Source organism: Pluralibacter sp., from assembly GCF_019237635.1.
Classification (GTDB): domain Bacteria; phylum Pseudomonadota; class Gammaproteobacteria; order Enterobacterales; family Enterobacteriaceae; genus Enterobacter_B.
Genome location: NZ_JAFAGS010000008.1, coordinates 18,704 through 36,897, shown reverse-complemented (window position 1 = coordinate 36,897; position 18,194 = coordinate 18,704). Strand labels below are relative to the sequence as shown.

Below are 18,194 nucleotides of genomic sequence, written 5' to 3'. Positions count from 1 at the left end.
CGCTGCATGCCGATGGTACCGCCGGTGTAGGCAACGTAAATGGATTTTTTTTGCATGGTGTTTGACTGATTCTGAAAGAAAAATCCCCTCCGCAGGGAGGGGATAACTATTAGCGTATATTGGCGCAGGTCAGGCAAAATGCATAGCGATTTTGCGGATCGTTAAACGCGGCGAGCTTATCGCTTTCCGCTTTCACAACGCTCGCTGCGCTGGCCAGCGGCGCAGGCAGCAAAGCCTGCAGCGCTTGCGGCAGGTCGGCGCGCACCGAGCCAGTCAGGCTGTCGAGCACCATACTGAAAAACGACGGCTCTTCCTGGTAGTAGCTGATATGCCACTGCTTGAGCTTCGCAAGCTCGGCAGCTTTCGCGACCGCATCGTCAAAGTCGCCCAGGCTGTCGACCAGCCCGTTGGCTTTCGCATCCTGCCCGGTCCAGACGTGACCCTGGGCAATCTTGTCGACCTGCTCCGGCGTGCTATGACGGGACTGCGCCACCAGGGTAATAAAGCGCTTATAGCCGCTTTCGATGCTGAGTTGCATCATTTGCTGCACTTCCGGCGGCAGGGATTTGGTGATCGACACGTCCGCCAGCGGCGAGGTGGAGACGCCGTCGGTATGCACGCCGAGGTTACCAAGGCTGTTTTCAACGGTATTGATCACGCCAAAGATACCGATTGACCCGGTCAGCGTGCTGGCGTTGGCCACGATGTAGTTCGCCGGGGTGGAGATCCAGTAACCGCCGGAGGCTGCCATACCGCCCATCGACACGACGACCGGCTTACCGGATTCACGGGCTGCGGCCAGTTCGGCGCGGATCACTTCCGACGCGCTGACGCTACCGCCCGGGCTGTTCACCCGCAGAACGATAGCTTTCACTTTCGGGTCGAGGCGCGCATCGCGGATCTGCGAAGCGGTGGTATCGCCGCCGACGTTGCCCGGCGTTTCCTGACCGTCGATGATGGCGCCGTTAGCAAAGATAACCGCCACGGCGGAACCCTGGTCTGACGGCGTTTTCAGCACATAGTCGTAGAAGCTGACGGCGCGATAGTTTTTATCCGCCTTGCTCCAGCCAAACTGTTTGGTCAGCACTTTTTCAACCTGCGCGCTGGTGGCCAGCGTGTCGACCAGCTTGTTGTTCAGCGCGTACTGCGCGGTATCGCCATCGACTTTACGCAGGCCGTCAAGCAGGCCCTGCGCGCCCGGGAAGACCTGCTCCGGCGTGATCTGGCGGTTCGCCGCAACGGTCGTCATGTAGTTTTGCCACAGCTCGCCAATCCAGCGGCTGTCCGCTTCTTTCGCCGCAGGCGACATATCGTCGCGAATAAACGGCTCAACGGCGGATTTATAGGTGCCGACGCGGAAAACGTGGGTGGTCACCTTCAGCTTGTCGAGCAGTGATTTATAGTACAGACCGTTAGTGGCAAAACCGTGGAGTTCGACAATACCCTGCGGCGACAGGAAGATTTTGTTGGCAAAACTCGCCAGATAGTACTGGCCCTGGCTATAGCTGTCGCCCACCGCAAACACCGGTTTGCCGCTGTCGCGGAATTCACGCAGCGCTTTACCGATATACTGCATCGACGGCTGATCGGCCCCGGCGAAGTTTTTCAGATCCAGCACGATCCCGGTGATATTGCGATCGTCTTTGGCCTGGCGGATGGTCTGCACGATATCAAACAGCGAATTTTCCTGCAGACGGTCGGAACTGGCGCCGAGCAGTTGACGGCTGAGTGTGCCTATCTTGCTGGTGGCGGAGGGTTTATCCACCACCACACCGGTGATGTCCAGCAGCAGGGCACCGCGGGCGGTACTCTGCGCAATGCTGCTGCTGAGCTGCATCCACACGCCGACGCACACCAGCACCAGCAGGATAAAGAACACGTTGAGCACAAGCTCGCGAATGAAGTTCAGTAAACGCCACGTCCATTTAAAGAATCCGGCAATGATTCGCCAAAGGGTTCGCATGTTTTCTCCCTGACAGAATGAAATGAAGTCCCGCCCGAGCAGGCGTAACGTGGGGTTATCCTAAAGACACCGCCGCCGCTTGTCAGCAGGAATCGCCTTCCGCGCTGTAACAAATTCCCCGTGCATGTTAATTTTATGAAAAATAATGCTCATATACGGGAGTATAGGTAATGGATGCACTCGAACTACTGATCAATCGCCGTAGCGCCTCGCGACTGGCAGAACCCGCCCCGATGGGGGAACAACGCGAGAATATTCTGCGTGCCGGTCTGCGTGCGCCGGATCACGGCACGCTACAGCCGTGGCAGTTTTTTGTCATTGAAGGCGACGGCCTTACGCGCTTTAGCCAACTGCTGGAAAAAGGGGCGATAGCCGCCGGGCAGGATGACAAAGCGGTGGAAAAGGCCCGCAATGCGCCGTTTCGCGCGCCGCTGATTATCGCTGTGGTGGCAAAATGCCAGGAGCACCCGAAAGTGCCGAAATGGGAGCAGGAGATGTCCGCAGGCTGTTCGGTGATGGCGATGCAGATGGCCGCTGTCGCGCAAGGGTTTAACGGCATCTGGCGTAGCGGCGCCTTAACCGAAAGCCCGGTGGTGCGCGACGGACTGGGCTGTCGCGAGCAGGATAAAATCGTGGGCTTTCTCTATCTTGGGACGCCGCAGCTCAAAGCGTCCACCACCGTATCGCTGGCTGACACCACGCCTTTCGTCCGTTATTTCTGAGTATTGCCGTCATGAACTGTCTGGATTCTGTTCGAACGCAAGAGAATTCAGACAGCCAGACTTACCAGCGTTGCCGTCTGGCGCTACCATAGGAAGATTGCAATGACAGGAGATGTCCATGAGCGAGCAAGCTATTCGTTTAACGCAATACAGCCACGGAGCCGGTTGCGGTTGTAAAATTTCCCCCAAAGTGCTGGAAACCATCCTGCATAGCGAGCAGGCGAAGTTTGTCGACCCGAACCTGCTTGTGGGCAATGAGACCCGCGATGATGCCGCCGTTTACGATCTCGGCAACGGCACGTCCATTATCAGCACCACCGATTTCTTTATGCCGATCGTCGACAGCCCGTTCGATTTCGGCCGCATTGCCGCCACGAATGCGATAAGCGACATTTTCGCCATGGGCGGCAAACCGATTATGGCGATTGCCATTCTGGGCTGGCCAGTGAATACCCTGGCGCCGGAAATCGCCCGCGATGTTATTGAGGGCGGGCGTTTTGCCTGTCAGCAGGCGGGGATTGCGCTGGCGGGCGGCCACTCCATCGACGCGCCTGAACCGATTTTCGGCCTGGCGGTGACCGGCGTGGTGCCGACCGAACGGGTGAAGAAAAACAGCACCGCACAGGCGGGCTGTAAGCTGTTTCTGACCAAACCGCTGGGCATTGGCGTCCTCACCACGGCGGAGAAAAAATCGCTGCTCAAGCCCGAGCACTATGGGCTGGCGACCGAGGTGATGTGCCAGATGAACCTCGCGGGCGCGGCCTTTGCCAATATCGACGGCGTGAAGGCGATGACCGATGTGACTGGCTTCGGCCTGCTGGGCCATCTCAGCGAGATGTGCCAGGGCGCAGGCGTTCAGGCGCAGGTGCGCTTTGCCGATGTACCGAAACTGCCGGGCGTGGAAGCGTATATTGCCCTGGGGGCAGTACCGGGCGGGACTTCGCGTAACTTTGCCAGCTACGGCCACCTGATGGGCGAGATGCCGGACGCCTGGCGCAACCTGCTGTGCGACCCGCAAACCTCCGGCGGGCTGCTGCTGGCGGTGACGCCGGAAGCGCAAGCCGAGGTGCAGGCGGCTGCGGCCGAATTTGGTATTACGCTTGCCGACATCGGCGAGCTGGTTGCCGCGCGCGGCGGCCGTCCAATGATCGAGATCCGCTGATCACATGCGCTTGTTTATCGCGGAAAAGCCGAGTCTGGGTCGTGCCATCGCCGATGTGCTGCCGAAGCCGCATCGCAAAGGGGATGGCTATATCGAATGTGGTAACGGCCAGGTGGTGACCTGGTGCATCGGCCATCTGCTGGAGCAGGCGCAGCCGGATGTCTACGACAGCCGCTATGCCCGCTGGAACCTGACGGATTTACCGATTGTACCGGAGAAGTGGCAGCTACAACCACGGCCTTCCGTGACCAAACAACTCAATGTGATCAAGCGTTTGTTGCAGGACGCGACCGAAGTTATCCACGCCGGTGACCCGGATCGCGAGGGGCAGTTACTGGTGGACGAGGTGCTCGACTACCTGAACCTTGCCGCCGACAAGCGCCAGCAGGTCCAGCGTTGTCTGATAAACGATCTTAACCCCCAGGCCGTCGAGCGGGCGATCTCCCGCCTGCGCGCCAACAGCGAGTTTATCCCCCTGTGCGTCTCGGCGCTGGCCCGCGCTCGCGCGGACTGGCTATACGGCATCAATATGACCCGCGCCTATACGCTGCTCGGGCGCAACGCCGGTTATCAGGGCGTGCTGTCGGTGGGGAGGGTGCAGACGCCGGTTCTCGGGCTGGTGGTGCGGCGCGATGAAGAGATAGAAAACTTCGTCGCCAAAGACTTTTTTGACGTCAAAGCGCATATCGTTACCCCAGCCGACGAGCGTTTCACCGCGCTGTGGCAGCCCAGCGATGCCTGCGAGCCGTACCAGGATGAAGAAGGGCGTTTGCTGCACCGTCCGCTGGCGGAGCATGTGGTGAGCCGCATCAGCGGCCAGCCCGCGATGGTCACCGCGTATAACGATAAACGGGAATCCGAACCCGCGCCGCTGCCGTTTTCGCTCTCGGCGCTGCAAATTGAGGCGGCGAAGCGTTTTGGTCTCAGCGCGCAAAACGTGCTCGACATCTGCCAGAAGCTGTATGAGACCCATAAGCTCATCACCTATCCGCGTTCTGACAGCCGTTATCTGCCGGAAGAGCATTTTGCCGGACGGCATGCGGTGCTGAACGCCATTAGCGTCCATGCGCCGGATCTGCTGGCGCAGCCCGCCGTCAACCCGGAGGTGCGCAACCGCTGCTGGGATGACAAAAAGGTGGATGCCCACCACGCCATTATTCCGACCGCCCGCGGCTCATCGGTGAAGCTCAGCGACAATGAGGCCAATGTCTATGGCCTCGTCGCTCGTCAGTACCTGATGCAGTTTTGCGCTGATGCGGTATACCGTAAGTGTCAGATAGACCTTGATATCGCCAACGGCAAATTTATCGCCAAAGCCCGCTTCCTGGCGGAGGCCGGGTGGCGCACGCTGCTGGGCAGTAAAGAGCGCGACGAGGAGAACGACGGCACGCCGCTGCCTGTCGTGGAGAAAGGCGCTGAGCTATTGTGCGAGAAAGGCGAGGTCGTCGAACGCCAGACCCAGCCGCCGCGGCATTTTACCGACGCCACGCTGCTTTCGGCAATGACCGGGATTGCCCGCTTCGTGCAGGATAAAGATCTCAAGAAGATCCTGCGCGCCACCGACGGATTGGGGACGGAAGCCACCCGCGCCGGGATTATCGAACTGCTGTTTAAACGCAGCTTTCTGGTCAAAAAAGGGCGCTATATTCACTCGACCGAAGCCGGAAGAGCGCTGATTCACTCTCTGCCGGAAATGGCGGGGCGTCCGGACATGACTGCGCACTGGGAGTCTGTGCTGACGCAAATCAGCGAAAAGCAGTGCCGCTATCAAGATTTTATGCAGCCGCTGGTCGGCACGCTGTTCAGCCTGATAGACCAGGCGAGAAGCACCCCGGTAAAACAGTTTCGCGGCCTGGTGGCGCCGGGTGCTGAGAAGAAAAAGCCGTTTGCCCGTAAGGGCGGGAAACGTAAGACGGCGGCAGAGTAGATCTGTAGCGCTCTTTGCATGAACAGAGCGCTACTCTAATTTGCTAATCAGGCTGCGGCTACGTTCAATTAACTCCAGCGATTTCAGATCGTTAATTTGCAATAGACTGACAAAAAGCAGGTCGGTAATGCAGTTTTGCGCTGTGCGCGATGAGATGGAGGAACTGCGCCATTCATCCTCATTCGAAATGGTTTCAAGCGTATAATCGGCCAGCTTTTGCAGCTGATTTTGCGCCAGGGCGGTGATGGCAATGACTTTCGCGCCTCTTTCCTTTGCCGCCGCCGCCGCCACTAAAATCTCTCTCTTTCTGCCAGAGTAGGATATTGCAATCTGCACATCACTATGACTCAGCGCCTGCGCAACCGTGATTTGAACATGGGAGTCAATCTCGCAGGTGACCCGATAACCAATTTTCATCAGTTTAAACGCCAGGTCTTTGGCTGTAAGCGCAGAACCGCCGATCCCGGTAATTTGAATATGGTTGGCTGAGTGAATGACCTTAATGATTTCGCGAAGATTATTGAAGTTGATGTTGTTGGTGGTTTCTTCGATGGCGGCGTGCTTTTCTCTTATTAATTTTCGAGCAATTATCTCCAGAGAGTCTGATTTTTCTATTGAAGTATGTAAGTGTTTTTTGTGTTTATTATTCACCTCCAGCGTATATTCTTCTATCAATAACATTTTTAACTCTGTAAACCCTCTGGCACCGAGCTTTTGTGAAAATTTAGAGATAGAAGATTGGGCGACTTTTAACGATGCAGCAATGGATTTTGATGAGCAGTCCTTAAAACTGTCCAGGTGAGATATTATATAAAACGCAATTTTCTTTTCTGTTTCAGTGTAATATCTTATGTCTGCTTTTAATTTATTTAAATAACCCATAAGAAATATCCAATTTTTCATTTATCAAAACAATATAAATGCACTTAATGATAAATGCAAATGATGATTTGCAATGTGTATTCACCTTATTTTGACAAACATCACAAAGCATGGAAAGGAATTAAAATTTCCATTTTTAATTTTTTAAAAACGATCAAGTATTCCATCCGTTGCTTCTGTTTGATTTTTGATTTTAATATAAGGTGAGCAAATGAGAATAGGGATTAAGTATCTGCCATTTTTATTATTATCTCTGACTGCATCCTCTCAGGCAGCGGTTATCTACAGCGCTGATGATGGCTCTAATATCGATCTGTATGGGCGACTGGGTTTTAACGTTTCCGATAAGAAGACGGGGGATACCTCGGGTGATTTTGACGCGCGCATTGGTTTTTCTGCCCGTCAAATGATCAATGACAAATTTGCGGTCATTGGTTTTACGCAGTACCAGGTCAACGCCGCAGAGTACGCCAACAATATCAAGGCGGAAAACCCCAATGATTTTACGGCCCGATATGTGTGGGCCGGGCTTGATTTTGCAGAATACGGAAAGATTACCGCAGGTCGAGTCTCCTCTGGTTTGATCATGTTCACGGACATTGGCGATGTGTTCGCCTCGTCGGATGTGGCCGTGGCCCGCCAGGCATACTTTGTCGACTCCACCGCCGTTCAGGTTTTCCGTCAGGACGGGACGGTTCAGTATCAGAACACCCTTGGTGATTTTGATATTTCAACTGCCTATATTATTGGGAACAATACCTCGTCTCTGGATTACGGCGTAAACGCCGCGCTACGCTACACGCTCGATCTCGGCGCGGCGGGTAAATTTCAGCCAGTACTTGCCGCAGAGCAGACACAAGCCAAACATGGCGACCAGTCGGGCCAGTCCGATGATGATGCCGATAAGTACCAGATGTGGGGCATCGGCAGTCGCTATTATCTCGGTGATGCGATGCTGGGTCTGCTCTATACAGAAGATACGGTTACCTATCTGGATGGCCGCCCTGACAGTACGGACAAAGACTGGGAAGCCACTCTCGTCTATTCTCTTACGCCGGACTGGTGGCTTAGGGCTGGCTACCGTCATTTGATCAATACTGATGGCGACGACCTCAAACTTCGCGATACCACCTTTGAAGTTCAATACAAGGTGACGGCGAAAAGCTCAATTTATGGCTCATATTCATGGCGTAATGGCGAGGGTGGGACAAACCGGGTAACCGGTAAAGCGGTCTCGTTCGGTGGTAGCGACCCCGCTGACGATTATTTCCATTTGGGATTGCGCTACGAGTTTTAACTGAAAATATAAATTATGTTCGAATAAGGGCAAGTCGTTCGCCCTTATTCATAGGGAATGATTATGAAAAGAATTATATTATTTTCTTCATTTATAATTTCGTGGTCCGCATTTGCCAATGTCGATCTTGAACTCGGCGATACTGTTGTCGCCCTCGCAGCCAGCAATGCGAAGGTTTCGATGTTTTCAAAAGACGTTTCCCTACCGCCTGGCGATAATCAGCTGGTGATAAAATTTGACAGCGCTGTTAATCCGGAATCGGTGAACCAGGGAAAAGGAAGGATAACGTCTTCACCGTATATTGTGTCGTTTAAGTATGATGCCGATGACAAACTGGTGTTGTCAGCGCGAAAAGTCACCGATGAGAATGAAGCGAAGAGGCAAGCGGCAGATCCCCAGTTTATGTTGACAGCCAATAATAAACCGGTGCCATTCTCCATAAAGAAAATTGATCAACAAAGCTTCAATATTTTCTCGGATTTTAAATCCTTCCTCATTGCCGAAGACCGAAACAGTGAATCTGCTGTAACGGAAAAGGGTGATGAACTTGTCAGGATAAAAGATGAATATCTGCGTTTATCGGATAAGCAACGCCTGTCATTCATGAAGTGGTTATTAAATAATTGAGGAAGGGAGTGTTTAATCATGTCTAAAGCGATAAGCAAGGAATTGCTGACGCAGATTATTACGCTGGTGGGCGGTGCTGATAATATTACCAACTGCGGTAACTGCATGACTCGATTGCGTTTACGGGTCTTTGCCATCACACGTATTGCACCTGAGATACATACCGTGCTTAAAGGCGCGGTGAGCGGTGTGGTAGTTAATGGCAACGAAGTGCAAATTATTTTTGGTGTCGGTAAAGCGCAGCGCGCTGCCGAAAGTATGAACGATTTATTGGGAGTGAAAGATTTAAACGCCATCGCCGCAGAAAACAAAAACCAGATGAAAAGCAAGCAGCAGTCATCACTGCAGCAGTTTCTGGCGAACTTTGCGACGATTTTCACGCCCTTAATTCCAGGGTTTATTGCGGCGGGTCTGATGCTAGGTATTGCCACGCTGGTGGGTACGCTGATGCATATTGCGCCAGACGCCAAAGGGGTGATGCCGGATGTGCTGAACTTCTTAAAGATCTTCAGCAAAGGGCTGTTTACGTTTCTGGTGGTGCTGATTGGCTATAACGCGCAAAAAGCCTTCGGCGGTACAGGAGTCAATGGCGCGATTATCGCGGCGCTGTTTATTCTCGGCTATAGCCCGACAGCAACGGTCGGTTACTACTCTGGATTGCAGGATTTCTTTGGTCATGCCATTGATCCGCGAGGAAATATCATCGGCGTTCTGCTTGCCGCCTGGGCTGGGGCTAAAATTGAGCGTTTCTTCAGGCGCTATATTCCTGACGAACTGGACATGATTTTAACGTCAATGCTGACGCTGGCGGTCACCGCTATTGTGACGTTCATCATCATTATGCCAGTCGGTGTCTGGCTGTTTCAGGGTATGTCCTGGCTGTTTATGCATTTGAACAGTAACCCTCTGGGCTGCGCGGTGCTGGCAGGGGTATTCCTTATCGCCGTTGTCTTTGGCGTGCATCAGGGGTTTATCCCTGTTTATCTTGCGTTGATGGATTCACAAGGTTTTAACTCGCTGTTTCCTATTCTTTCTATGGCGGGTGCCGGGCAGGTTGGCGCCGCGCTGGCGTTGTACTGGCGAGCGGAAAATACTTCGACGCTGCGGTCGCAGATTCGCGGCGCAATTATTCCCGGTCTGCTGGGCGTTGGCGAACCGTTAATCTATGGCGTGACGCTGCCGCGCATGAAACCCTTTATCACAGCCTGCGTTGGTGGAGCGACTGGCGGTCTCTTTATTGGTACTGTGGCCTGGCTGGGGCTGCCCGTGGGGTTAAACAGCGCCTTCGGCCCTTCCGGGCTGGTTGCGCTGCCGCTGATGACCTCTGACAGCGGCATTCTTCCGGCGATTGCTGTCTACGGCGGCGGGGTGCTAATTTCCTACGTTGCCGGGTTTGTCATCACCGCTGTATTTGGCTGTAAAAACGTGGATCTGGATTGAGGGAATAATGATGAAAAAGGTCATGACATTTGCTTCTTTGTTAGCGATTTCTGTGTCCGCGTTTGCGGCTGAGTATCCTGTACTCACCACGGCAAGCCCGGATAAGGTGGGGTTTGACGTTAAAAAACTGAATAAACTGGATGACTGGATTCAGAACCAGATCGCTGCCGGGTATCCCAGCATCAACCTGCTGATCGTGAAAGATAACCACATCGTCTATCAGAAAGCCTGGGGCTACGCGAAAAAATATGAGGGTTCTTTGTTAATGGCGACGCCGATAAGCGCCACCACCTCGACGATGTACGATCTGGCCTCAAACACAAAAATGTTCGCCACCAACTTTGCGTTGCAGAAGCTGGTTTATGAGAAAAAGATCGCTGTGAATGATTTAGTTTCTAAATACATTCCCGGTTTTGCTGACCAGCCTGGCGATACGATAAAGGGTAAGGACGCATTACGTATTACCGATATCCTTCATCATACGGCGGGGTTCCCTGCTGACCCTCAGTATCCGAATAAAAAAGTGGCGGGTAAGCTGTATTCGCAGGATAAAGCGACAACGCTGGAAATGATTAAAAATACGCCGCTGGATTACGCGCCGGGTACGAAACATATCTACAGCGATGTTGATTACATGATCCTTGGATTTATCATTGAATCCGTCGTACAGATGCCGCTGGATACCTATGTCGAGAACAGCATTTATAAGCCGCTCGGCTTGACGCACACGGTGTTTAATCCGCTGCAAAAAGGGTTTAACCGCGAACAGATTGCCGCAACGGAACTGAAGGGCAACACACGGGATGGGGTGATAACGTTCCCGAATATTCGCACCTCAACGATCTGGGGGCAGGTGCATGATGAAAAAGCCTGGTACGCCATGGGCGGCGTCTCGGGCCATGCCGGGTTATTCTCCACGACCAGCGATATGGCGGTGTTGATGCAGGTGATACTCAACGGCGGTGGCTATGGCAACGTTAAGCTGTTTGATAAAGCCACCGTTGCGCTGTTCACCCACAGTTCTGCAGAGGATGTCACGTTTGGTTTAGGCTGGCGCGTGAACGGCAATGCATCGATGACGCCGACGTTTGGCGTACTGGCCAGCGAGCAGACCTATGGTCACACCGGATGGACGGGGACGCTGACCGCGATTGATCCCGTCAACCATATGGCGATAGTGATACTGGGTAACAAACCCCATTCACCTGTCGCAGACCCAAAAGTGAACCCCAACGTGTTTACGAGCGGTTTATTACCGGCGGCGACCTATGGATGGATTGTCGATCAGGTGTATGGCGCGTTAAAACCGTAAGATAAAAAGAGGGATTCTTGCCTGAATCCCTCATTGACCTGCAGTTTGTAGGCCGGGTAAGCGCAGCGCCACCCGGCAAAAGAACGGAAGGATTAAATCACCCCTTGCCCCATCATCGCGTCGGCGACCTTCACAAAGCCCGCGATGTTGGCGCCGCGCACGTAATGCGTTTGCTTGCCTTCGCCGCCGTACGCCACACAGGCCTGGTGAATATCCAGCATGATGTGGTGCAGACGGGCATCCACTTTCTCCGCCTTCCAGCCCAGCCGCGCGGCGTTTTGCGCCATCTCAAGCCCCGAGGTCGCCACGCCGCCAGCGTTCGCTGCTTTACCTGGCGCAAACAGCACGCCCGCGTCGAGGAACAGGTCCGTGGCGGCGATGGTGGTCGGCATATTGGCGCCTTCCGCAACGGCCTTCACGCCGTTAGCGATAAGCGTCCGTGCGGCGTCCACATCCAGCTCGTTCTGAGTGGCGCACGGCAAGGCGATGTCCACCGGTACCGACCACGGCTGCTGGCCTGCAAGGTACGGCAGGCCGAACTCGCGGGCATAGTCCGCCACGCGTCCGTCGCGGCTGGTTTTGATCTCCGTCAGGCGCGCCAGTTTCTCGGCTGTAAAACCGGTTTCATCCACAACGGAGCCGCTGGAGTCGGAAGCGGTAACCACACGGGCGCCCAGCGCCATGGCTTTTTCGATGGCGTATTGCGCCACGTTGCCGGAGCCGGAGACCGCCACGCGCATACCTTCAACGCCGAGGCCGTGACGTTTGAGCATGGCGTCGGTGAAGTAAATGAGCCCGTAGCCGGTCGCTTCAGGGCGGATCAAGCTGCCGCCAAACGACAGCCCCTTGCCGGTAAAGACGCAGGCGGTGTTGTTTGAGAGCTTTTTCATCATTCCGGCCATAAAGCCGACTTCACGTCCACCTACGCCGATATCCCCCGCCGGAACGTCGGTATCCGCACCGAGGTGACGATACAGTTCGGTCATCAGCGCCTGGCAAAACCGCATGATTTCGCCTTCGCTTTTTCCTTTCGGGTCGAAGTCGCTGCCGCCTTTACCCCCGCCCATCGGCAGGGTGGTCAGCGCGTTTTTAAAGGTCTGTTCAAAGCCGAGGAACTTGAGGATCGACAGATTCACGGAAGGGTGAAAACGCATACCGCCTTTAAAGGGGCCGATCGCCGAGCTGAACTGCACGCGCCAGGCGCGGTTCACCTGCACCTGATTGCGGTCATCAACCCAGGTGACGCGAAACTGAATCACGCGTTCCGGCTCGACCAGCCGCTCCAGCAGGGCCATCTGGCGATAGCGCGGGTTCTGCTCAAGGAACGGCCACAGGGTGGTCATGACCTCACGTACCGCCTGCGCGAACTCCGGCTGATGAGGGTCGCGCAGCTGTACATGGTTTAGAAATGTCTCCAGAGAAGAAGCATGGTCCATAGTAATCATTTCCTTGTGTCTGTTGTTGTGTTTGTAAATGAAATTCTTATCTTTTTTTGACTATATCACCCAGGGCGCAGCGGCAGGCAAGGAAAAAGAGGGCAGTGAGGGAAAATTTATAACCAGCGGCTCGTCATAACCAAAAGCGATGGCGGGAAAAATTTAAGATAGTGCCGTCCATAGCCGATATAGTGAAAAGAACCCTCTTCAACAAGGAATGAAAATGACCCGATTACTGACGGCATTGCTGGCGCTGACGATGAGCGCGGGTGTGCTGGCCGACCAGCGACTTCGCCCGGAGGTTCAGGTGAACGTACCGCCTGAAGTGTTCAGCAACAGCAGCAATACGCAGCAGACGCAGCCCTGCTCCCAGTGCTGTATCTATGAGAACCAAAACTACTCTGAAGGGGCAGTGATCAAGGCGGAAGGGATATTATTGCAGTGCCAGCGCGATGAGAAAACCATCAGCACGAACCCGCTGGTCTGGCATCGCGTGCGGTAATGCATCAGCCCCCGTGGCGCTAAGCCAGGGGGGCTGAAGTCTTAAAAGCTAAGACGGATTATTTCGAGGTTGCGCGCTGCGGCTTCATGACAGGGGCTGCGGCGGACATTCTCTTCTGGCAAATGGCGCTGTTTCCCCAACATTGTTCATAAGGGTAGCCTACCAGGTCTTCGATAACGGCACGGGCTTCAGGGGTGATATCCTTCATATCGCCGCCTGCTTTAATGCGAGCCACTTCGTCGAGCACCACTTTGTGCGTTTTACGGTTAAGGGTCATCTGACGGCTAAACAGGATAGCAATCAGCGCCAGAACCACCACGCCGCCAAAGAACACCCACGAGATAGCATTGATAGCACTTTCAGGTTGTGTGTGCGACTTGGACTGGAAACCGTAGTAACTCAGGATAGCGCCCATCGCAAACACGATGATCGAACGCGTGATTTTCCCTGAGAAGGTCATCGCGCCCGCATAGATGCCTTCACGACGGTGCCCGGTGAAGACTTCATCCACATCGGCCAGGAAGGTATAAACCGTCCACGGAATATAGTAAACGCCACCCGTACCTAAACCAAAAATGACGGTAATGGTGATGATCGCAATGGTCGCGATATGCGGCGGCAGGTTCATGAAATGCAGTAAGAAGTAGCTGCATACGGCAAAGATAACAATGCTAAGCGCCCAGATATAAGGCTTGCTAAAGCCGCGCTTCACGCACAGGGCGATGAAGATGGCGGTAGAGATCAATTGCAGTATTGAGTTCAGGCTGTTTAACCCGGCAAGAATCGCTGGATCGTATTGCAGCACAAAAATCACGAAATAGGTAAAGACGGAAGCGAACAGCCATTCCGCGCCGAAACCAAAGAGATACATCCCTAAATGCTTGCGAAATACGCGCAGATAGAAGGTGGATTGCATATCGCGGGCTAACGACGTGAGGGTCTCCCACAGCGAGCGTTTTTTCTGGGCCGCAACGTGGTTCTCTTCTTTACTGGTATTTTCCCATGAGAAGAGGTACAGGCAGCCGATAGCGATGAACAAGATAACGCCATAGGTGATGCCGGTATACAGGAACGGCTGCGCAGACTCTTTGCCATAAATCAGAATGAACTGGCCAGGGATGAATGCGGCTAAAAAGTTCGCCATTTTACCGAAGATAGCTTTATAGCCGGTGAGCTTAGAGCGGGTGGCAAAGTCATCGGTCATCTCCGTCGCCAGCGTCTCATAAGGAACCATCACCGAGGTGTAAATGAGTTCGAAAATGACGTACGTCGACAGGTAATACCAGAAACCAAACCCTTCAACCCAGAGCAAGGGGTAAAACACCATCAGCGGCGCGCCAATGAGTACAAAGAAACGCCGACGACCAAAGCGCTTGCCAAGCCAGGTGTTACCAAAGTTATCGGTCAGATACCCCATGACCGGGTTACTGATAGCGTCAATGACGCTCGCCACCGAGAAGATGAGGGAGGCCTCGATGAGCGTTAGCCCACAAAATGTAGTGTAAAAATAGAGCAACCATGCGCCAGCTATCGCTAACGCACCGCTACCCAACAGGTTTCCCCCACCATACGCGAGTTGATGGCCGAGAGTGACCTTCCTTGCCATGCCGGGTTGCTGTGTTTTAAATGTCGACATTTACTATTCCTGAATAATTAAACCGTTATTTCATTTTAATCTCATTGCTGTTTTATACCCTGGAAAAGGAATGGTCAATTGGATTGATATCAAGAAATGATGAAAAATGAGTGTCTGCATTGTTTTTTGTGATGCAGATTACGTTTATGAATGGGTGTGAAAAATTTAAATATAATTAATTCTTGTTATTCAGTGCTTTGTGTTTATTTATTGTTTTTATTTAGGATTTTTAAATATTGATAATAGGATTTACATGGCTAGTTTTTGTGATCTGAGTCTCATAATTAATACGCCTTAATGAATATTTAACAAATGTTTGATAAGTTTATTTTTAAATATCAAAACGATGTTTTAATTTATTTTGTCATTGTTTAAAGTAGGCGCAAGAAAAATACCGAAGGAGGCCAATATGACCAAAGGCTCAACTATCCAGCTCGATTTTTATCACTTTCAGGACCCGGAAACAGGTGCTGAAATCATGCGACTGACACCCGTTGACGTACTCTGTCACCGGAACTACTTCTATCAGAAGTGCTTTACTAACGATGGGCGCAAGCTGCTGTTCGCTGGTAAATTTGCAGACTATCGTAACTACTACTTACTGGATTTGGAAACCCAGCAGGCCGTACAGCTTACAGAAGGTGCCGGTGATAACACCTTTGGTGGTTTTTTATCCCCAAACGATGACTTTCTGTACTACGTAAAAAATGAACGTGAACTGCGCCGCGTAAGCCTGACCGATTTCACTGAGACCACGGTGTACCAGGTTCCTGAAGAGTGGGTCGGGTATGGTACGTGGGTGGCAAACAGCGAATGCACCAGTCTGGTTGGGATTGAAATTGACAAGAAAGACTGGATGCCGCTGACCGACTGGACGATTTTCCATACGTTTTTCACCAAAAAGCCGCATTGCCGCCTGATTCGCGTTGATTTACTCAGCGGTGAGTCACGTGTTATCCACGAGGATAACAACTGGCTCGGACACCCGATTTACCGTCCATTCGACGATAATTGTGTCGCCTTCTGCCACGAAGGGCCTCATGACCTGGTGGATGCGCGGGTGTGGTTGGTGAACGAAGACGGTTCAAATGTCCGCAAGGTGAAAACTCACGCGCCAGGCGAGAGTTGTACCCATGAATTCTGGGTGCCGGACGGTTCCGCGTTGATGTATGTCTCTTATATGAAAGGGCAGCAGGAGCGCTATATCAGCCGTTTTGATCCGCAGACCGGCTGTAATGACGTGATCATGACCATGCCATCCTGTTCTCACTTAATGAGTAACCATACCGGAACCCTGCTGGTTGGCGATGGCTCAGGAACACCTGTGGATGTCGAGGATTCAACCGGTTACACCATTGAAAACGATCCATGGCTGTATATTTTCGACGCCACTAATCAACGTCAGGCGCGTCTGGCGGCGCACAACAGTACATGGAAAGTGTTGAACGGCGATCGTCAGGTTACGCATCCGCATCCGTCGTTCACGCCAGATAATCGACAGGTGCTGTTCACCTCAGACTATGAGGGAGAACCGGCGCTCTACCTGGCGACGTTGCCAGAAAACCTGTTCGGGTAACGGTGCCTGATTCACGCGGGTAGGGCGTTATACCTGATGCTGCTGGCGTATAAACGCTTCCAGTAGCGGAACGTCGGCAGGCGCGAGATCCCAGTCAAACGCCTGCCCGGGAGCGGTCCACACAAACTGGCTGTGCTCGTGGGCGGTTATCGTCCCGTGAAAGACGGGCACATGCCAGGCGTGAAGATGAATCATACGCCCCGAGACCTCGCGCTGGTGGCTGGCAATATAGCGCGCAGGTTCTGCCTCAATCCCCAATTCCTCACGCAGCTCGCGGATCAGTGCCTGCGGCTGGGTTTCGTCAGCCTCAACCTTACCGCCGGGGAATTCCCACAATCCGGCCTGATCGGCATCAGGTGGGCGCTGGGCCAGCAGAATTTTACCATCCTGTTCGATAATCGCGGCAACAACATCAATAGTTTTCAGCATTCGCGTCAACGTTTCCTCTCTGGGGATGCCATACTATCCTGGTCTTTGATTTCACTAAAGAACCGCAGGAGTTTTCGGGTGAAAAATCACCAGCCCTGGATACCGCCGCTTGACGATATCCCCGTATCACTGTCGCCGATTGTCCATCTGCAGAAAAAACACTATGGCGAGACCCTTAACCCGACGCGCTGGTGGGGACGCATGCCGCGTCTGTTCTGGCTGGTGGCGTTGTTTGTCGGCTGGCTGGAGCGCCGCCGCGCGCGGCTTGCGCCGGAATTGCGGGCGCTGCTGATGACGCGGGTGTCGCAGCAGTGCCACTGCGCGTTTTGCATCGATGCCAACAGCCTGCGCCTTGCCGAGCGCTGTAACGCGCTGGAAAAAGTGCAGGCGGTGGCGCAATGGCAGACCTCGGCGCTGTTCAGCGATGAAGAGCGCGCGGCGCTGGCCTATGCCGATGCCGTGACCGCCACGCCGCCGGTGGTCACCGACGCGCAAAAAGCGGCGCTGAAACAGCATTATTCCGATGACGCGATCGCTGAAATGACCGCGCTTATTGCCTTTCAGAATCTGTCAGCGCGGTTCAATGCGGCGCTGGATATCCCCTCGCAGGGGCTGTGCGACAGCCAGAGGGCGCCGCATGCTTGATAAGTATCTGCATCCGCGGGTCAAACCGGGCCTCAACCGCCTCGCCGCGCTGCTGGACCGCCCAGGCGTCTCGCCGGACGGCCTGACGCTCGTGGGCTTCGCCGTCGGCGTGCTGGCGCTGCCGTTTCTGGCGCTGGGCTGGTACGGCGCGGCGCTGGTCGCTATTGTGCTCAACCGTCTGATGGACGGCCTCGACGGCGCGCTGGCGCGGCGTCGGGGGTTGAGCGATGCGGGCGGGTTTCTCGATATCGCGCTGGATTTTCTGTTCTACGCGCTGGTGCCGTTTGGTTTTATCCTCGCTGACCCGTCGCACAACGCGCTGCCCGGCGGCTGGTTACTGTTCGCCTTTATTGGCACCGGCAGCAGCTTTCTCGCCTTTGCCGCGCTCGCGGCGAAGCATCAGCTCGATAACCCGGGCTATGCGCACAAATCGTTTTACTATCTTGGCGGGCTGACGGAGGGGAGCGAAACGATGCTGTTGTTCGGGTTGAGCTGCCTGTTTCCGGCGCTGTTCCCGTGGTTTGCGTGGATATTCGGCACGCTGTGCTGGCTGACGACCTTCACCCGGGTGTGGAGCGGCTACGTGACGCTGAAGGGGCTGGAAACCCGGCAGGGGTAACCGCTGCCGGGATAAGGGC

The 18,194-nt window shown here is 53.9% G+C and carries 16 protein-coding genes; 11 read left to right on the top strand and 5 right to left on the bottom strand.

The genetic code is table 11. The features are described from left to right. Positions 1-109: 109 nt before the first annotated feature. Complete coding sequence (gene sppA / locus JO226_RS01190) at positions 110-1,963, bottom strand: signal peptide peptidase SppA (RefSeq protein WP_293478351.1); 1,854 nt, start codon at positions 1,961-1,963, stop codon at positions 110-112. Between the two features lie 170 nt (positions 1,964-2,133). On the opposite strand from sppA, the gene JO226_RS01185 reads away from it, so the two are divergent. The 3 genes from JO226_RS01185 (at position 2,134) to JO226_RS01175 (ending at position 5,774) form a co-directional block, all read left to right on the top strand. Then, positions 2,134-2,685, top strand: a complete 552-nt coding sequence (locus JO226_RS01185) for an NAD(P)H nitroreductase (RefSeq protein WP_293478349.1) — start codon at positions 2,134-2,136, stop codon at positions 2,683-2,685. Positions 2,686-2,803: 118 nt separating this feature from the next. Next, a complete protein-coding gene (gene selD, locus JO226_RS01180; protein WP_293478347.1) occupies positions 2,804-3,847 on the top strand; it encodes a selenide, water dikinase SelD in 1,044 nt (347 codons plus the stop codon). Between the two features lie 4 nt (positions 3,848-3,851). Beyond that, positions 3,852-5,774 (top strand): DNA topoisomerase III, encoded by a 1,923-nt coding sequence (locus JO226_RS01175; RefSeq protein WP_293478345.1) that lies wholly within the window; start codon positions 3,852-3,854, stop codon positions 5,772-5,774. Positions 5,775-5,804: 30 nt separating this feature from the next. Here the strand turns inward: JO226_RS01175 and JO226_RS01170 are convergent, their stop codons facing one another. Then, a complete protein-coding gene (locus tag JO226_RS01170) occupies positions 5,805-6,656 on the bottom strand; it encodes an SIS domain-containing protein (protein ID WP_293478343.1) in 852 nt (283 codons plus the stop codon). Between the two features lie 211 nt (positions 6,657-6,867). Between JO226_RS01170 and JO226_RS01165 the strand changes: the two genes are divergently transcribed. The 4 genes from JO226_RS01165 to pbp4b all read left to right on the top strand — a co-directional run bounded on the left by JO226_RS01165 (position 6,868) and on the right by pbp4b (position 11,332). Then, positions 6,868-7,953 (top strand): porin, encoded by a 1,086-nt coding sequence (locus tag JO226_RS01165; protein ID WP_293478341.1) that lies wholly within the window; start codon positions 6,868-6,870, stop codon positions 7,951-7,953. 63 nt (positions 7,954-8,016) lie between these two features. After that, a complete protein-coding gene (locus JO226_RS01160) occupies positions 8,017-8,580 on the top strand; it encodes a DUF2057 family protein (protein WP_293478339.1) in 564 nt (187 codons plus the stop codon). A gap of 18 nt (positions 8,581-8,598) precedes the next feature. Beyond that, positions 8,599-10,020, top strand: coding sequence for a PTS N-acetylmuramic acid transporter subunit IIBC (gene murP, locus JO226_RS01155; protein ID WP_293478337.1), 1,422 nt, complete (start codon positions 8,599-8,601; stop codon positions 10,018-10,020). 10 nt (positions 10,021-10,030) lie between these two features. Further along, complete coding sequence (pbp4b, locus tag JO226_RS01150) at positions 10,031-11,332, top strand: penicillin binding protein PBP4B (RefSeq protein WP_293478355.1); 1,302 nt, start codon at positions 10,031-10,033, stop codon at positions 11,330-11,332. A gap of 92 nt (positions 11,333-11,424) precedes the next feature. On the opposite strand, the gene gdhA is transcribed toward pbp4b, so the two are convergent. Beyond that, the gene (gene gdhA, locus JO226_RS01145) at positions 11,425-12,768 is read right to left on the bottom strand and encodes an NADP-specific glutamate dehydrogenase (protein ID WP_293478335.1); all 1,344 of its coding nucleotides are present in this window, start codon (positions 12,766-12,768) and stop codon (positions 11,425-11,427) included. 223 nt (positions 12,769-12,991) lie between these two features. On the opposite strand from gdhA, the gene JO226_RS01140 reads away from it, so the two are divergent. Beyond that, entirely contained in the window at positions 12,992-13,270 is a 279-nt protein-coding gene (locus tag JO226_RS01140) for a DUF1496 domain-containing protein (protein WP_293478333.1), read from the top strand. A gap of 58 nt (positions 13,271-13,328) precedes the next feature. Here the strand turns inward: JO226_RS01140 and JO226_RS01135 are convergent, their stop codons facing one another. Further along, positions 13,329-14,876 carry an MFS transporter gene (locus tag JO226_RS01135; protein ID WP_293478353.1) on the bottom strand — a complete coding sequence of 516 codons (1,548 nt, stop codon included), beginning with the start codon at positions 14,874-14,876 and terminating at the stop codon, positions 13,329-13,331. Between the two features lie 439 nt (positions 14,877-15,315). Between JO226_RS01135 and JO226_RS01130 the strand changes: the two genes are divergently transcribed. Next, a complete protein-coding gene (locus tag JO226_RS01130) occupies positions 15,316-16,482 on the top strand; it encodes an oligogalacturonate lyase family protein (RefSeq protein WP_293478331.1) in 1,167 nt (388 codons plus the stop codon). A gap of 27 nt (positions 16,483-16,509) precedes the next feature. Here JO226_RS01130 and JO226_RS01125 read toward each other — a convergent pair whose 3' ends face one another. Beyond that, positions 16,510-16,911 carry a pyrimidine (deoxy)nucleoside triphosphate diphosphatase gene (locus JO226_RS01125; RefSeq protein WP_293478329.1) on the bottom strand — a complete coding sequence of 134 codons (402 nt, stop codon included), beginning with the start codon at positions 16,909-16,911 and terminating at the stop codon, positions 16,510-16,512. 78 nt (positions 16,912-16,989) lie between these two features. On the opposite strand from JO226_RS01125, the gene JO226_RS01120 reads away from it, so the two are divergent. Together JO226_RS01120 and JO226_RS01115 are read left to right on the top strand one after the other, a co-directional pair. Next, a complete protein-coding gene (locus JO226_RS01120) occupies positions 16,990-17,556 on the top strand; it encodes a carboxymuconolactone decarboxylase family protein (protein WP_293478327.1) in 567 nt (188 codons plus the stop codon). Then, on the top strand, positions 17,549-18,175 hold the full coding sequence (locus JO226_RS01115; protein WP_293478325.1) for a CDP-alcohol phosphatidyltransferase family protein: 627 nt from the start codon (positions 17,549-17,551) through the stop codon (positions 18,173-18,175). The genes JO226_RS01120 and JO226_RS01115 overlap by 8 nt, the downstream gene beginning before the upstream one ends. Positions 18,176-18,194 lie beyond the last annotated feature (19 nt).

Bases quoted from the DNA above. Each gene is read 5' to 3' on its own strand.
- sppA (WP_293478351.1), bottom strand. From the start codon at position 1,963: ATGCGAACCCTTTGGCGAATCATTGCCGGATTCTTTAAATGGACGTGG.
- JO226_RS01185 (WP_293478349.1), top strand. From the start codon at position 2,134: ATGGATGCACTCGAACTACTGATCAATCGCCGTAGCGCCTCGCGACTG.
- selD (WP_293478347.1), top strand. From the start codon at position 2,804: ATGAGCGAGCAAGCTATTCGTTTAACGCAATACAGCCACGGAGCCGGT.
- JO226_RS01175 (WP_293478345.1), top strand. From the start codon at position 3,852: ATGCGCTTGTTTATCGCGGAAAAGCCGAGTCTGGGTCGTGCCATCGCC.
- JO226_RS01170 (WP_293478343.1), bottom strand. From the start codon at position 6,656: ATGGGTTATTTAAATAAATTAAAAGCAGACATAAGATATTACACTGAA.
- JO226_RS01165 (WP_293478341.1), top strand. From the start codon at position 6,868: ATGAGAATAGGGATTAAGTATCTGCCATTTTTATTATTATCTCTGACT.
- JO226_RS01160 (WP_293478339.1), top strand. From the start codon at position 8,017: ATGAAAAGAATTATATTATTTTCTTCATTTATAATTTCGTGGTCCGCA.
- murP (WP_293478337.1), top strand. From the start codon at position 8,599: ATGTCTAAAGCGATAAGCAAGGAATTGCTGACGCAGATTATTACGCTG.
- pbp4b (WP_293478355.1), top strand. From the start codon at position 10,031: ATGAAAAAGGTCATGACATTTGCTTCTTTGTTAGCGATTTCTGTGTCC.
- gdhA (WP_293478335.1), bottom strand. From the start codon at position 12,768: ATGGACCATGCTTCTTCTCTGGAGACATTTCTAAACCATGTACAGCTG.
- JO226_RS01140 (WP_293478333.1), top strand. From the start codon at position 12,992: ATGACCCGATTACTGACGGCATTGCTGGCGCTGACGATGAGCGCGGGT.
- JO226_RS01135 (WP_293478353.1), bottom strand. From the start codon at position 14,876: ATGGCAAGGAAGGTCACTCTCGGCCATCAACTCGCGTATGGTGGGGGA.
- JO226_RS01130 (WP_293478331.1), top strand. From the start codon at position 15,316: ATGACCAAAGGCTCAACTATCCAGCTCGATTTTTATCACTTTCAGGAC.
- JO226_RS01125 (WP_293478329.1), bottom strand. From the start codon at position 16,911: ATGCTGAAAACTATTGATGTTGTTGCCGCGATTATCGAACAGGATGGT.
- JO226_RS01115 (WP_293478325.1), top strand. From the start codon at position 17,549: ATGCTTGATAAGTATCTGCATCCGCGGGTCAAACCGGGCCTCAACCGC.